22 protein-coding genes are annotated in these 11,305 nt (G+C 51.1%); all 22 read left to right on the forward strand.

The genetic code is table 11. The features are described from left to right. Positions 1-313 precede the first annotated feature (313 nt). The 22 genes from rpsJ (at position 314) to rplO (ending at position 11,299) form a co-directional block, all read left to right on the forward strand. Positions 314-625 (forward strand): 30S ribosomal protein S10, encoded by a 312-nt coding sequence (gene rpsJ, locus LQK91_RS18165; protein WP_001181005.1) that lies wholly within the window; start codon positions 314-316, stop codon positions 623-625. 32 nt (positions 626-657) lie between these two features. Further along, positions 658-1,287 (forward strand): 50S ribosomal protein L3, encoded by a 630-nt coding sequence (gene rplC, locus LQK91_RS18170; protein ID WP_003850712.1) that lies wholly within the window; start codon positions 658-660, stop codon positions 1,285-1,287. 10 nt (positions 1,288-1,297) lie between these two features. Further along, a complete protein-coding gene (gene rplD / locus LQK91_RS18175) occupies positions 1,298-1,903 on the forward strand; it encodes a 50S ribosomal protein L4 (protein WP_003850711.1) in 606 nt (201 codons plus the stop codon). Then, positions 1,900-2,202 carry a 50S ribosomal protein L23 gene (rplW, locus tag LQK91_RS18180; protein ID WP_003850708.1) on the forward strand — a complete coding sequence of 101 codons (303 nt, stop codon included), beginning with the start codon at positions 1,900-1,902 and terminating at the stop codon, positions 2,200-2,202. The genes rplD and rplW overlap by 4 nt, the downstream gene beginning before the upstream one ends. A 17-nt stretch (positions 2,203-2,219) precedes the next feature. After that, on the forward strand, positions 2,220-3,041 hold the full coding sequence (rplB, locus tag LQK91_RS18185) for a 50S ribosomal protein L2 (protein ID WP_008927137.1): 822 nt from the start codon (positions 2,220-2,222) through the stop codon (positions 3,039-3,041). Positions 3,042-3,057: 16 nt separating this feature from the next. Continuing rightward, positions 3,058-3,336 carry a 30S ribosomal protein S19 gene (rpsS, locus tag LQK91_RS18190; protein WP_001138115.1) on the forward strand — a complete coding sequence of 93 codons (279 nt, stop codon included), beginning with the start codon at positions 3,058-3,060 and terminating at the stop codon, positions 3,334-3,336. 13 nt (positions 3,337-3,349) lie between these two features. Continuing rightward, the gene (rplV, locus tag LQK91_RS18195; protein WP_008927136.1) at positions 3,350-3,682 is read left to right on the forward strand and encodes a 50S ribosomal protein L22; all 333 of its coding nucleotides are present in this window, start codon (positions 3,350-3,352) and stop codon (positions 3,680-3,682) included. Between the two features lie 17 nt (positions 3,683-3,699). Continuing rightward, positions 3,700-4,398 (forward strand): 30S ribosomal protein S3, encoded by a 699-nt coding sequence (gene rpsC / locus LQK91_RS18200; RefSeq protein WP_008927135.1) that lies wholly within the window; start codon positions 3,700-3,702, stop codon positions 4,396-4,398. Positions 4,399-4,410: 12 nt separating this feature from the next. Then, positions 4,411-4,821: a 50S ribosomal protein L16 gene (gene rplP / locus LQK91_RS18205; protein WP_008927134.1), complete on the forward strand. Its 411-nt coding sequence runs from the start codon at positions 4,411-4,413 to the stop codon at positions 4,819-4,821. Further along, positions 4,821-5,012, forward strand: a complete 192-nt coding sequence (gene rpmC / locus LQK91_RS18210) for a 50S ribosomal protein L29 (RefSeq protein WP_003850146.1) — start codon at positions 4,821-4,823, stop codon at positions 5,010-5,012. The genes rplP and rpmC overlap by 1 nt, the downstream gene beginning before the upstream one ends. Next, positions 5,012-5,266 (forward strand): 30S ribosomal protein S17, encoded by a 255-nt coding sequence (gene rpsQ, locus LQK91_RS18215; RefSeq protein WP_003850147.1) that lies wholly within the window; start codon positions 5,012-5,014, stop codon positions 5,264-5,266. The genes rpmC and rpsQ overlap by 1 nt, the downstream gene beginning before the upstream one ends. A gap of 388 nt (positions 5,267-5,654) precedes the next feature. Further along, the gene (locus LQK91_RS18220) at positions 5,655-7,007 is read left to right on the forward strand and encodes an 8-oxoguanine deaminase (RefSeq protein ID WP_078805337.1); all 1,353 of its coding nucleotides are present in this window, start codon (positions 5,655-5,657) and stop codon (positions 7,005-7,007) included. A 248-nt stretch (positions 7,008-7,255) separates the two neighbouring features. Then, a complete protein-coding gene (rplN, locus tag LQK91_RS18225; protein WP_006120590.1) occupies positions 7,256-7,627 on the forward strand; it encodes a 50S ribosomal protein L14 in 372 nt (123 codons plus the stop codon). 10 nt (positions 7,628-7,637) lie between these two features. Beyond that, on the forward strand, positions 7,638-7,952 hold the full coding sequence (rplX, locus tag LQK91_RS18230) for a 50S ribosomal protein L24 (protein WP_003850150.1): 315 nt from the start codon (positions 7,638-7,640) through the stop codon (positions 7,950-7,952). Positions 7,953-7,966: 14 nt separating this feature from the next. Further along, positions 7,967-8,506: a 50S ribosomal protein L5 gene (rplE, locus tag LQK91_RS18235; RefSeq protein ID WP_003850155.1), complete on the forward strand. Its 540-nt coding sequence runs from the start codon at positions 7,967-7,969 to the stop codon at positions 8,504-8,506. Between the two features lie 14 nt (positions 8,507-8,520). Next, the gene (gene rpsN, locus LQK91_RS18240; protein ID WP_008927132.1) at positions 8,521-8,826 is read left to right on the forward strand and encodes a 30S ribosomal protein S14; all 306 of its coding nucleotides are present in this window, start codon (positions 8,521-8,523) and stop codon (positions 8,824-8,826) included. Positions 8,827-8,858: 32 nt separating this feature from the next. Then, entirely contained in the window at positions 8,859-9,251 is a 393-nt protein-coding gene (gene rpsH, locus LQK91_RS18245) for a 30S ribosomal protein S8 (protein WP_003850158.1), read from the forward strand. A gap of 13 nt (positions 9,252-9,264) precedes the next feature. Continuing rightward, the gene (gene rplF / locus LQK91_RS18250; protein ID WP_003850161.1) at positions 9,265-9,798 is read left to right on the forward strand and encodes a 50S ribosomal protein L6; all 534 of its coding nucleotides are present in this window, start codon (positions 9,265-9,267) and stop codon (positions 9,796-9,798) included. A gap of 9 nt (positions 9,799-9,807) precedes the next feature. Then, positions 9,808-10,161 carry a 50S ribosomal protein L18 gene (gene rplR, locus LQK91_RS18255; protein WP_003850163.1) on the forward strand — a complete coding sequence of 118 codons (354 nt, stop codon included), beginning with the start codon at positions 9,808-9,810 and terminating at the stop codon, positions 10,159-10,161. Positions 10,162-10,175: 14 nt separating this feature from the next. After that, the gene (rpsE, locus tag LQK91_RS18260; RefSeq protein ID WP_003850164.1) at positions 10,176-10,676 is read left to right on the forward strand and encodes a 30S ribosomal protein S5; all 501 of its coding nucleotides are present in this window, start codon (positions 10,176-10,178) and stop codon (positions 10,674-10,676) included. Between the two features lie 5 nt (positions 10,677-10,681). Continuing rightward, positions 10,682-10,861, forward strand: coding sequence for a 50S ribosomal protein L30 (gene rpmD / locus LQK91_RS18265; RefSeq protein ID WP_003850166.1), 180 nt, complete (start codon positions 10,682-10,684; stop codon positions 10,859-10,861). A gap of 3 nt (positions 10,862-10,864) precedes the next feature. Beyond that, entirely contained in the window at positions 10,865-11,299 is a 435-nt protein-coding gene (gene rplO / locus LQK91_RS18270) for a 50S ribosomal protein L15 (protein WP_003850168.1), read from the forward strand. Positions 11,300-11,305: the final 6 nt, after the last annotated feature.

Genomic DNA, 11,305 nt, shown 5'->3' on the forward strand with positions numbered 1-11,305 from the left:
ATGTGCTCACAATTGAATCCATGATTTATCAGCCTTAAAGCAGTTCACTGCGACGCGCGCCTCACACGTCGGCCACTATTTAGCAGGGAAAAGCGCAACACGGGTTGCTTCCTGAACAGATTTACGTATAATGCGCGGGCCTGCAGATATTGCAGGCGCGATTCGAGCAGAATCGCAGACGGCTGAATTTTAGGCCGCCTGACAATACTCCCAATTGTGGAGTTATATGCTGAACGATTACACTCTCCCATCAATCGTAATGGGCTCGAGTAGTAATTTTTTTCGTCTATAAAAAGTTTGGAGCTCTGGTCTCATGCAGAACCAAAGAATCCGTATCCGTCTTAAAGCGTTTGATCATCGTCTGATCGATCAATCAACCGCGGAAATCGTTGAGACCGCCAAGCGCACTGGTGCGCAGGTTCGTGGTCCAATCCCGCTGCCAACCCGCAAAGAGCGTTTTACTGTTCTGATCTCTCCGCACGTTAACAAAGATGCGCGTGATCAGTACGAAATCCGCACTCACAAGCGTCTGGTAGACATCGTTGAGCCAACTGAAAAAACCGTTGATGCTCTGATGCGTCTGGATCTGGCTGCCGGTGTTGACGTGCAGATCAGCCTGGGTTAATCAGGTCATCGAGCGATTGAGAGGTTGAAACAATGATTGGTTTAGTCGGTAAAAAAGTGGGCATGACCCGCATCTTCACTGAAGATGGCGTTTCTATCCCCGTCACCGTAATCGAAGTTGAAGCGAACCGCGTTACTCAGGTCAAAGGCCTGGAAAACGATGGTTACCAGGCAATTCAGGTTACCACCGGTGCTAAAAAAGCAAACCGTGTGACCAAACCTGAAGCTGGTCATTTTGCTAAAGCTGGCGTTGAAGCTGGCCGTGGCCTGTGGGAATTCCGCACCGCTGAAGGTGAAGAATACTCTGTAGGTCAGAGCATCAGCGTTGAAATTTTCGCTGAAGTTAAAAAAGTTGACGTAACCGGTACCTCAAAAGGTAAAGGTTTCGCCGGTACCGTTAAGCGCTGGAACTTCCGTACCCAGGACGCTACTCACGGTAACTCCTTGTCTCACCGCGTTCCGGGTTCAATCGGTCAGAACCAGACTCCGGGCAAAGTGTTCAAAGGCAAGAAAATGGCAGGTCAGCTGGGTAATGAGCGCGTAACCGTTCAGAGTCTGGACGTGGTACGTGTTGACGCTGAGCGCAACCTGCTGCTGGTTAAAGGTGCAGTTCCCGGTGCTACCGGTAGCGACCTGATCGTTAAACCAGCTGTGAAGGCGTAAGGGGATAGCAATGGAATTAGTATTGAAAGACGCGCAGAGCGCGCTGACTGTTTCCGAAACTACCTTCGGTCGTGATTTCAACGAAGCGCTGGTTCACCAGGTTGTTGTTGCTTACGCATCTGGCGCCCGCCAGGGTACTCGTGCGCAGAAAACTCGCGCCGAAGTAACTGGTTCAGGCAAAAAGCCATGGCGTCAAAAAGGCACCGGCCGTGCGCGTGCAGGTTCTGTAAAGAGCCCAATCTGGCGTTCAGGTGGTGTGACCTTTGCTGCGAAGCCACAGGACCACAGTCAAAAAGTTAACAAAAAGATGTACCGCGGCGCGCTGAAAAGCATCCTGTCCGAACTGGTACGTCAAGATCGTCTGATCGTTGTCGAATCATTTGCTGTAGAAGCACCGAAAACCAAGCTGCTGGTACAGAAACTGAAAGACATGGCTCTGGAAGACGTGCTGATCATCACCGGTGAACTGGATGAGAATCTGTTCCTGGCTGCGCGTAACCTGTACAAGGTTGACGTGCGTGATGCATCCGGTATCGACCCAGTTAGCCTGATCGCCTTCGACAAAGTCGTTATGACTGCTGATGCAGTTAAGCAAGTTGAGGAGATGCTGGCATGATCCGTGAAGAACGTCTGCTGAAAGTACTGCGCGCGCCGCACGTATCTGAAAAAGCATCTAGCGCGATGGAAAAAACCAATACCATCGTTCTCAAAGTTGCTAATGACGCGACCAAAGCAGAGATCGTTGCTGCTGTTGAGAAACTGTTCGAAGTAGAAGTTAAAGACGTAAACACCCTGGTAGTTAAGGGCAAAGTTAAGCGTCAAGGACAGCGTATCGGTCGTCGTAGCGACTGGAAAAAAGCTTACGTCACCCTGAAAGAAGGCCAGAATCTGGACTTCGCTGGCGGCGCTGAGTAAGTCGGAGGAGAAAGACAATGGCAGTTGTTAAATGTAAACCGACATCTCCGGGTCGTCGCCATGTAGTTAAAGTGGTAAACGCGGAGCTGCACAAGGGCAAACCATTCGCCCCGCTGGTAGAAAAAAACAGCAAATCCGGTGGCCGTAACAACAATGGTCGTATCACTACCCGTCATATCGGTGGTGGTCACAAGCAGGCTTACCGTATTGTTGACTTCAAACGCAACAAAGATGGTATCCCGGCAGTTGTTGAACGTCTTGAGTACGATCCGAACCGCTCTGCGAACATCGCACTGGTTCTGTACAAAGACGGCGAGCGCCGTTACATCCTGGCCCCTAAAGGCCTGAAAGCCGGCGACCAGATTCAATCTGGCGTTGATGCTGCGATCAAAGCAGGTAACACTCTGCCGATGCGTAACATCCCGGTGGGTTCAACCGTGCATAACGTAGAAATGAAACCAGGCAAAGGCGGTCAGATTGCTCGCTCAGCTGGTGCTTACGTGCAGATCGTTGCGCGTGAAGGTTCTTACGTTACCCTGCGTCTGCGTTCAGGTGAAATGCGTAAAGTCGAGTCTGACTGCCGCGCAACACTGGGCGAAGTCGGCAACGCTGAGCACATGCTTCGCGTTCTGGGTAAAGCCGGTGCAGCCCGTTGGCGTGGTGTTCGTCCGACCGTTCGTGGTACCGCGATGAACCCAGTTGATCACCCGCACGGTGGTGGTGAAGGTCGTAACTTTGGTAAGCACCCGGTAACTCCGTGGGGCGTTCAGACCAAAGGTAAGAAGACCCGTAGCAACAAGCGTACCGATAAGTTTATCGTACGTCGCCGTAGCAAATAATATTAGAGGATAAGCCATGCCACGTTCTCTCAAGAAAGGTCCTTTTATTGACCTGCACTTGCTGAAGAAGGTAGAGAAAGCGGTGGAAAGCGGTGACAAGAAGCCTTTGCGCACTTGGTCCCGTCGTTCAACGATCTTTCCTAACATGATCGGTTTGACCATCGCTGTCCATAATGGTCGTCAGCACGTTCCTGTCTTTGTTTCCGACGAAATGGTTGGTCACAAACTGGGTGAATTCGCGCCGACACGTACTTATCGCGGTCACGCGGCTGATAAAAAAGCCAAGAAGAAATAAGTAGGAGGAAGAGATGGAAACTTTAGCTCAACATCGCCACGCTCGTTCTTCTGCTCAGAAGGTTCGCCTTGTTGCTGACCTGATTCGCGGTAAGAAAGTGTCGCAGGCACTGGACATTTTGACCTACACCAATAAGAAAGCGGCTGTACTGGTCAAAAAAGTTCTGGAATCTGCCATTGCTAACGCCGAACACAACGATGGCGCTGATATCGACGATCTGAAAATCACGAAAATTTTCGTTGATGAAGGTCCGACCATGAAACGCATTATGCCGCGTGCCAAAGGTCGTGCAGATCGCATCCTGAAGCGCACCAGCCACATTACTGTGGTTGTGTCCGATCGCTGAGACTCTGGAGACTAGCAATGGGTCAGAAAGTACATCCTAATGGTATTCGCCTGGGTATTGTAAAACCATGGAACTCTACCTGGTTTGCGAACACCAATGAATTCGCTGACAACCTGGACAGCGATTTTAAAGTACGTCAGTTCCTGACTAAGGAACTGGCTAAAGCATCTGTCTCTCGTATCGTTATCGAGCGTCCTGCGAAGAGCATCCGTGTGACTATTCACACCGCTCGTCCGGGCATCGTCATCGGTAAGAAAGGCGAAGATGTAGAAAAACTGCGCACGGTCGTCGCGAAAATCGCTGGCGTTCCTGCACAGATTAATATCGCCGAAGTCCGCAAGCCGGAACTGGACGCGAAACTGGTAGCTGACAGCATCACTTCACAGCTGGAGCGTCGTGTGATGTTCCGTCGTGCTATGAAGCGTGCGGTTCAGAACGCCATGCGTCTTGGCGCGAAGGGTATTAAAGTCGAAGTTAGCGGCCGTCTGGGTGGCGCCGAGATCGCACGTACCGAATGGTATCGTGAAGGTCGCGTGCCATTGCACACACTGCGTGCTGACATTGACTACAACACCTCTGAAGCGCACACCACTTATGGTGTAATCGGCGTTAAGGTATGGATCTTCAAAGGTGAGATCCTGGGTGGTATGGCTGCTGTTGAACAACCGGAACCGGCTGCTCAACCTAAAAAGCAGCAGCGTAAAGGCCGTAAGTAAGGAGAGTCGCTGATGTTACAACCAAAGCGTACGAAATTCCGTAAGGTGCACAAAGGCCGTAACCGCGGTCTGGCTGCGGGTACGGATGTCAGCTTCGGTACTTTCGGTCTGAAAGCTGTTGGCCGTGGTCGTCTGACTGCTCGTCAGATCGAAGCAGCACGTCGTGCTATGACCCGTGCAGTTAAGCGTCAAGGTAAGATCTGGATCCGAGTATTCCCGGACAAACCGATCACCGAGAAGCCGCTGGAAGTGCGTATGGGTAAAGGTAAGGGTAACGTAGAGTATTGGGTTGCCCTGATCCAGCCTGGTAAAGTCCTGTATGAAATGGACGGCGTACCAGAAGAGCTGGCCCGTGAAGCATTCAAGCTGGCAGCAGCAAAACTGCCTATCAAAACCACCTTTGTAACTAAGACGGTGATGTAATGAAAGCAACAGAGCTGCGTGAAAAAAGCGTTGAAGAGCTGAACACTGAGCTGCTTAATCTGCTGCGTGAGCAATTTAACCTGCGCATGCAGGCAGCATCTGGCCAACTGCAGCAGACCCATCTGCTGAAACAGGTGCGCCGTGATGTTGCACGCGTTAAGACTTTACTGACTGAGAAGGCGGGTTCGTAATGACCGATAAAATCCGTACTCTGCAGGGTCGTGTAGTAAGTGACAAAATGCAGAAATCTGCAGTTGTTGCTATCGAACGTTTTGTGAAACACCCGATCTACGGCAAATTCATCAAACGTACGACTAAGCTGCACATCCATGACGAGAACAATGAATGTGGAATTGGTGACGTGGTAGAAATCCGCGAATGCCGTCCACTGTCCAAGACTAAATCCTGGACCCTGGTTCGCGTAATCGAGAAAGCGGTTCTGTAATAAGAATTGTTTTTTCTGAGAAACCCTCTGCTTCGGCAGGGGGTTTTTTTTTGCCTGGTATCTGGCCTGTTCCATTCATGCCAGTGGTTGTACAAGTCTGAGAGCGTTCACAAATTTAACGGGGAGCCCGTGGGTCCTGCGGTTCATCAGTCAATGCGACCTGAAAATGCCACACGGGAGCGAGCGGTTTATCATCGCCAGGGAAGTGATGAGTCTTGAAAATGGAGAGTCATGATTGATTGTGTCGGCTACCGTTGAACGTTTTCACCGTTCACCGCACTACCTGTCACCCCAGCAACTGTCACTGCACTGCCTGCTATTGTCTCAGCCAAAAACTTGCCGCTAATATCGGATAGCACATAACCACTGACAACCCACAGGCAAGTTTATGACACGAACGCTGTTACTGAAGAATGCCGACTATGTGGTCTGCATGGATGCTGACCGTCAGGAAATACGACACGCCAGTATTTTGATAAAAGGAAATCAAATTGCTGCGGTTGGAGAAGCAGACTCATTACCTGATAACGCCGACGAGGTGATTGATCTCCAGGGACACATTGTTATTCCAGGCCTGATCAATACGCATCACCATATGTACCAGAGCCTGACCCGCGCTATTCCTGCGGTGCAAAATGGTGAACTGTTCAACTGGCTGACTCACCTCTATCCACTGTGGCAGAATTTAACGCCCGGGATGATTCAGGTGTCAACGCAGATCTCAATGGCCGAGTTGATCCTCTCCGGCTGCACCACCACCAGTGACCACCTCTATGTTTACCCTAATGGCTGTAAGCTTGACGACAGCATTGAAGCTGCATCCTTAATGGGTATGCGTTTCCATGCGAGCCGGGGCAGCATGAGTGTCGGTCAATCACAGGGTGGCCTGCCGCCCGATTCGCTGGTTGAGAGTGAAGCAGCCATTCTAAAGGATACGCAGCGGGTGATTGAGCGCTATCACGATGACAGCTATGGCTCGATGCTACGCATTGTGGTTGCGCCATGTTCACCGTTCTCGGTCAGCCGTGAGCTGATGAAGCAATCCGCTGCACTGGCACGCAGCTTCAACGTTTCTCTGCATACGCATCTGGCGGAGAATGACAGTGATATCCAATATAGCCGCGAAAAGTTCAACATGACACCCGCGCAGTATGTTGAAGACCTCGGCTGGGTAGGCCCGGATGTCTGGCATGCACACTGCGTCAAACTGGATCAGCCCGGTATTGAGTTATTTGCGCGTACAGGGACAGGTATCGCGCACTGTCCGTGCTCAAACATGCGTCTCGGCTCGGGCATTGCGCCGATAAGGCACATGTGCGATGCCGGAGTACATGTCGGTTTGGGGGTGGATGGTTCTGCCTCCAATGACAGCGCAGATATGATGGCAGAAGTACGTCAGGCCATGCTGCTGCAACGCGTGGGGTTCGGCCCGGATGCGATGACGGCGCGTCAGGCACTCGAACTGGCGACGCTGGGGGGAGCAAAAGTGCTGAATCGCAATGACGTGGGCGCTATTGCGCCGGGCATGATGGCTGATTTGGCTATTTTTGACCTCAATCGCATTGGTCTTGCCGGGGCAGGGCACGATCCCGTTGCTGCGCTGGTATTCTGTAATCCCGGCCAGGTCGCTTACAGCATCATTAACGGTAAAGTCAGGGTGCGTAACGGAGAACTGGCCGGAATTGACCTGCCAGCCATACTGCGTCAGCATAACCAACTAGCCAGAAAGCTGGTTGATTGAGTCAGAAGGGCACTTAATTTGGAAGGCGACGAAAAATAAGGCAGATTACATTTGCTACTGTTCGCACTATTCCCTAGAATACGCCCTCCCTGTCATCAGGGAAAATCAGCGGCTCGATTGAGAGCCGTTTATTTTTTCTACCCATCTGTGAGAACCGGTGTTACAATGCCGCGCCCTCAATTATGGGGCTTTCTAACGACCTGAGGTTTAGGTCCCGAAGTAGTAGTTGACATTAGCGGAGCACTAAAATGATCCAAGAACAGACTATGCTGAACGTCGCCGACAACTCCGGTGCACGTCGCGTAATGTGTATCAAGGTTCTGGGTGGCTCGCACCGTCGCTACGCAGGCGTCGGTGACATCATCAAAGTTACCATCAAGGAAGCAATTCCTCGTGGTAAAGTTAAAAAAGGTGATGTCCTGAAGGCGGTAGTGGTGCGCACCAGGAAGGGTGTTCGTCGCCCGGACGGTTCTGTCATTCGCTTCGATGGTAATGCATGCGTTATTCTGAACAATAACAGTGAGCAGCCTATCGGTACGCGTATTTTTGGGCCGGTAACTCGTGAACTTCGTACTGAAAAGTTCATGAAAATTATCTCTCTGGCACCAGAAGTACTCTAAGGAGCGAACAATGGCAGCTAAAATCCGTCGTAACGACGAAGTTATCGTGTTAACCGGTAAAGATAAAGGTAAGCGCGGTAAAGTTAAGAATGTCCTGTCTTCTGGTAAGGTCATCGTTGAAGGTATCAACCTGGTTAAGAAACATCAGAAGCCGGTCCCGGCCCTGAACCAACCAGGCGGCATCGTTGAAAAAGAAGCTGCTATTCAGGTTTCTAACGTTGCACTGTTCAACGCGGCAACTGGTAAGGCTGACCGTGTAGGCTTTAGATTCGAAGACGGCAAAAAAGTCCGTTTCTTCAAGTCTAACAGCGAAACTATCAAGTAATTTGGAGTAGTACGATGGCGAAACTGCATGATTACTACAAAGACGAAGTAGTCCAGAAACTCATGACAGAGTTTGGCTACAATTCTGTCATGCAAGTCCCTCGGGTCGAGAAGATCACCCTGAACATGGGTGTTGGTGAAGCGATCGCTGACAAGAAACTGCTGGATAACGCAGCAGCTGACCTGGCAGCAATCTCCGGTCAAAAACCGCTGGTCACCAAAGCACGCAAATCAGTTGCAGGCTTCAAAATCCGTCAGGGCTATCCGATCGGCTGTAAAGTAACTCTGCGTGGCGAGCGCATGTGGGAGTTCTTTGAGCGTCTGGTCACCATTGCTGTTCCACGTATCCGTGACTTCCGTGGCTTGTCCGCTAAGTCATTCGATGGTCGTGGCAACTACAGCATGGGTGTACGTGAGCAGATCATCTTCCCAGAAATCGACTACGACAAAGTCGATCGCGTTCGTGGTTTGGATATCACCATTACCACTACTGCGAAATCTGATGATGAAGGCCGTGCTCTGCTGGCTGCCTTTGACTTCCCGTTCCGTAAGTAAGGTAGGGTTACTTAATGGCTAAGCAATCTATGAAAGCACGCGAAGTTAAGCGTGCAAAATTAGCAGACAAATTCTTCGCTAAACGCGCTGAACTGAAAGCGATCATCTCTGATGTGAACGCTTCCGACGAAGATCGTTGGGATGCTGTTCTGAAGCTGCAGAGTCTGCCGCGTGATTCCAGCCCTTCGCGTCAGCGTAACCGCTGCCGTCAAACAGGTCGTCCGCACGGTTTCCTGCGGAAGTTTGGGTTGAGCCGTATCAAGGTCCGCGAAGCCGCCATGCGCGGTGAAATCCCGGGCCTGAAAAAGGCTAGCTGGTAATTGTCACCAATTGAATCACGGGAGTAACACAGATGAGCATGCAAGATCCGATCGCGGATATGCTGACCCGTATCCGTAACGGTCAGGCCGCAAACAAAGTTGCGGTCACCATGCCTTCCTCCAAGCTGAAATTGGCAATTGCCAACGTTCTGAAGGAAGAAGGATATATTGAAGATTTCAAAATCGAAGGCGACATCAAGCTGGAACTGGAACTTACTCTCAAGTATTTCCAGGGCAAAGCTGTTGTAGAAAGCATTCAGCGAGTAAGCCGTCCTGGTCTGCGCATCTATAAGAAAAAAGATGAGCTGCCAAAGGTAATGGCCGGTATGGGCATCGCTGTAGTTTCTACATCTAAAGGTGTCATGACTGATCGTGCAGCGCGCCAGGCAGGTCTTGGTGGCGAAATTATCTGCTACGTAGCGTAATCGGAGGATACATATGTCTCGTGTTGCTAAAGCACCTGTCGTTGTTCCTGCCGGCGTAGAGGTAAAACTCAACGGTCAGGTAATTTCGATTAAAGGTAAAAACGGCGAGCTGACTCGTACTATCAATGATGCTGTTGAAGTTAAGCATGCTGACAACGCTCTGACTTTCGCTCCGCGCGAAGGTTTCGTTGACGGCTGGGCGCAGGCGGGTACTTCTCGCGCGCTGCTGAACGCAATGGTTATCGGTGTTACCGAAGGCTTCACTAAGAAGCTGCAGCTGGTTGGTGTAGGTTATCGTGCAGCCGTTAAAGGCGACGTGGTCAACCTGTCTCTGGGCTTTTCTCATCCAGTCGATCACCAGCTGCCCGCGGGTATCACTGCAGAATGTCCAACTCAGACTGAGATCGTGCTGAAAGGCGCTGATAAACAGCTGATTGGTCAGGTTGCAGCGGACCTGCGCGCCTACCGTCGTCCTGAGCCTTATAAAGGCAAGGGTGTCCGTTACGCCGACGAAGTCGTGCGTACCAAAGAGGCTAAGAAGAAGTAAGGTAACACTATGGATAAGAAATCTGCTCGTATCCGTCGTGCGACCCGTGCACGTCGCAAGCTCAAAGAGCTGGGTGCTACTCGCCTGGTGGTACATCGTACCCCGCGTCATATTTACGCACAGGTAATCGCCCCGAACGGTTCCGAAGTTCTGGTCGCTGCTTCTACTGTAGAAAAAGCTATCACTGAACAACTGAAGTATACCGGTAATAAAGAAGCCGCAGCTGCAGTAGGTAAAGCTATCGCAGAACGCGCAATCGAAAAAGGCATCACTGGTGTTTCTTTCGACCGTTCCGGTTTCCAATATCATGGTCGCGTCCAGGCACTGGCAGATGCTGCCCGTGAAGCTGGCCTTCAGTTCTAAGGTAGAGGTCTAAGATGGCACACATCGAGAAACAAGCTGGCGAACTGCAGGAAAAACTGATCGCGGTAAACCGTGTTTCTAAAACTGTTAAAGGTGGTCGTATCTTCTCCTTCACAGCACTGACTGTGGTAGGCGATGGTAATGGTCGCGTAGGTTTTGGTTACGGTAAAGCGCGTGAAGTTCCAGCAGCGATCCAGAAAGCGATGGAGAAAGCCCGTCGCAACATGGTTAACGTCGCGCTGACCAACGGCACCCTGCAGCACCCAGTTAAAGGTGCACACACGGGTTCCCGCGTGTTCATGCAGCCGGCTTCAGAAGGTACCGGTATTATTGCCGGTGGTGCAATGCGCGCCGTTCTGGAAGTCGCTGGAGTTCATAACGTACTGGCAAAAGCGTATGGTTCTACAAACCCGATTAACGTGGTTCGTGCAACTATCGATGGCCTGGGCAATATGAAATCTCCGGAAATGGTCGCTGCTAAGCGTGGTAAATCCGTTGAAGAAATTCTGGGGTAATCACGATGGCTAAGACTATTAAAATCACTCAAACCCGTAGTTCAATCGGCCGCTTGCCTAAGCATAAAGCCACTCTGGTTGGCCTGGGTCTGCGTCGTATTGGCCACACCGTTGAGCGTGAAGACACGCCAGCAGTACGCGGTATGGTCAACGCGGTTTCCTATATGGTTAAAGTGGAGGAGTAAGAGATGCGTTTAAATACTCTGTCTCCGGCCGAAGGGTCTAAGCACGCTACCAAGCGTCTGGGTCGTGGTATCGGTTCTGGCCTCGGAAAAACCGGTGGTCGTGGTCACAAAGGTCAGAACTCACGTTCTGGCGGTGGCGTACGTCGCGGTTTCGAAGGTGGTCAGATGCCTCTGTACCGTCGTCTGCCGAAGTTCGGTTTCACCTCTCGCAAAGCAATGATCACCACAGAGATTCGTCTGTCTGATCTGGCGAAAGTTGAAGGCGGTATCGTCGACCTGAACGCGCTGAAAGCAGCCAACATTGTCGGTGTTCAGATTGAATTCGTTAAAGTAATTCTGTCTGGTGAAGTTTCTACACCGGTAACGGTTCGCGGTCTGCGTGTCACCAAAGGTGCACGTGCTGCAATCGAAGCTGCTGGCGGTAAAATCGAGGAATAAGTAGCA

It is taken from the genome of Pantoea sp. MHSD4 (assembly GCF_021043305.1).
GTDB lineage: Bacteria > Pseudomonadota > Gammaproteobacteria > Enterobacterales > Enterobacteriaceae > Pantoea > Pantoea eucalypti.

Excerpts from the sequence above, each read along its gene's own strand:
- rpsJ (WP_001181005.1), top strand. The coding sequence starts at position 314 with ATGCAGAACCAAAGAATCCGTATCCGTCTTAAAGCGTTTGATCATCGT.
- rplC (WP_003850712.1), top strand. The coding sequence starts at position 658 with ATGATTGGTTTAGTCGGTAAAAAAGTGGGCATGACCCGCATCTTCACT.
- rplD (WP_003850711.1), top strand. The coding sequence starts at position 1,298 with ATGGAATTAGTATTGAAAGACGCGCAGAGCGCGCTGACTGTTTCCGAA.
- rplW (WP_003850708.1), top strand. The coding sequence starts at position 1,900 with ATGATCCGTGAAGAACGTCTGCTGAAAGTACTGCGCGCGCCGCACGTA.
- rplB (WP_008927137.1), top strand. The coding sequence starts at position 2,220 with ATGGCAGTTGTTAAATGTAAACCGACATCTCCGGGTCGTCGCCATGTA.
- rpsS (WP_001138115.1), top strand. The coding sequence starts at position 3,058 with ATGCCACGTTCTCTCAAGAAAGGTCCTTTTATTGACCTGCACTTGCTG.
- rplV (WP_008927136.1), top strand. The coding sequence starts at position 3,350 with ATGGAAACTTTAGCTCAACATCGCCACGCTCGTTCTTCTGCTCAGAAG.
- rpsC (WP_008927135.1), top strand. The coding sequence starts at position 3,700 with ATGGGTCAGAAAGTACATCCTAATGGTATTCGCCTGGGTATTGTAAAA.
- rplP (WP_008927134.1), top strand. The coding sequence starts at position 4,411 with ATGTTACAACCAAAGCGTACGAAATTCCGTAAGGTGCACAAAGGCCGT.
- rpmC (WP_003850146.1), top strand. The coding sequence starts at position 4,821 with ATGAAAGCAACAGAGCTGCGTGAAAAAAGCGTTGAAGAGCTGAACACT.
- rpsQ (WP_003850147.1), top strand. The coding sequence starts at position 5,012 with ATGACCGATAAAATCCGTACTCTGCAGGGTCGTGTAGTAAGTGACAAA.
- LQK91_RS18220 (WP_078805337.1), top strand. The coding sequence starts at position 5,655 with ATGACACGAACGCTGTTACTGAAGAATGCCGACTATGTGGTCTGCATG.
- rplN (WP_006120590.1), top strand. The coding sequence starts at position 7,256 with ATGATCCAAGAACAGACTATGCTGAACGTCGCCGACAACTCCGGTGCA.
- rplX (WP_003850150.1), top strand. The coding sequence starts at position 7,638 with ATGGCAGCTAAAATCCGTCGTAACGACGAAGTTATCGTGTTAACCGGT.
- rplE (WP_003850155.1), top strand. The coding sequence starts at position 7,967 with ATGGCGAAACTGCATGATTACTACAAAGACGAAGTAGTCCAGAAACTC.
- rpsN (WP_008927132.1), top strand. The coding sequence starts at position 8,521 with ATGGCTAAGCAATCTATGAAAGCACGCGAAGTTAAGCGTGCAAAATTA.
- rpsH (WP_003850158.1), top strand. The coding sequence starts at position 8,859 with ATGAGCATGCAAGATCCGATCGCGGATATGCTGACCCGTATCCGTAAC.
- rplF (WP_003850161.1), top strand. The coding sequence starts at position 9,265 with ATGTCTCGTGTTGCTAAAGCACCTGTCGTTGTTCCTGCCGGCGTAGAG.
- rplR (WP_003850163.1), top strand. The coding sequence starts at position 9,808 with ATGGATAAGAAATCTGCTCGTATCCGTCGTGCGACCCGTGCACGTCGC.
- rpsE (WP_003850164.1), top strand. The coding sequence starts at position 10,176 with ATGGCACACATCGAGAAACAAGCTGGCGAACTGCAGGAAAAACTGATC.
- rpmD (WP_003850166.1), top strand. The coding sequence starts at position 10,682 with ATGGCTAAGACTATTAAAATCACTCAAACCCGTAGTTCAATCGGCCGC.
- rplO (WP_003850168.1), top strand. The coding sequence starts at position 10,865 with ATGCGTTTAAATACTCTGTCTCCGGCCGAAGGGTCTAAGCACGCTACC.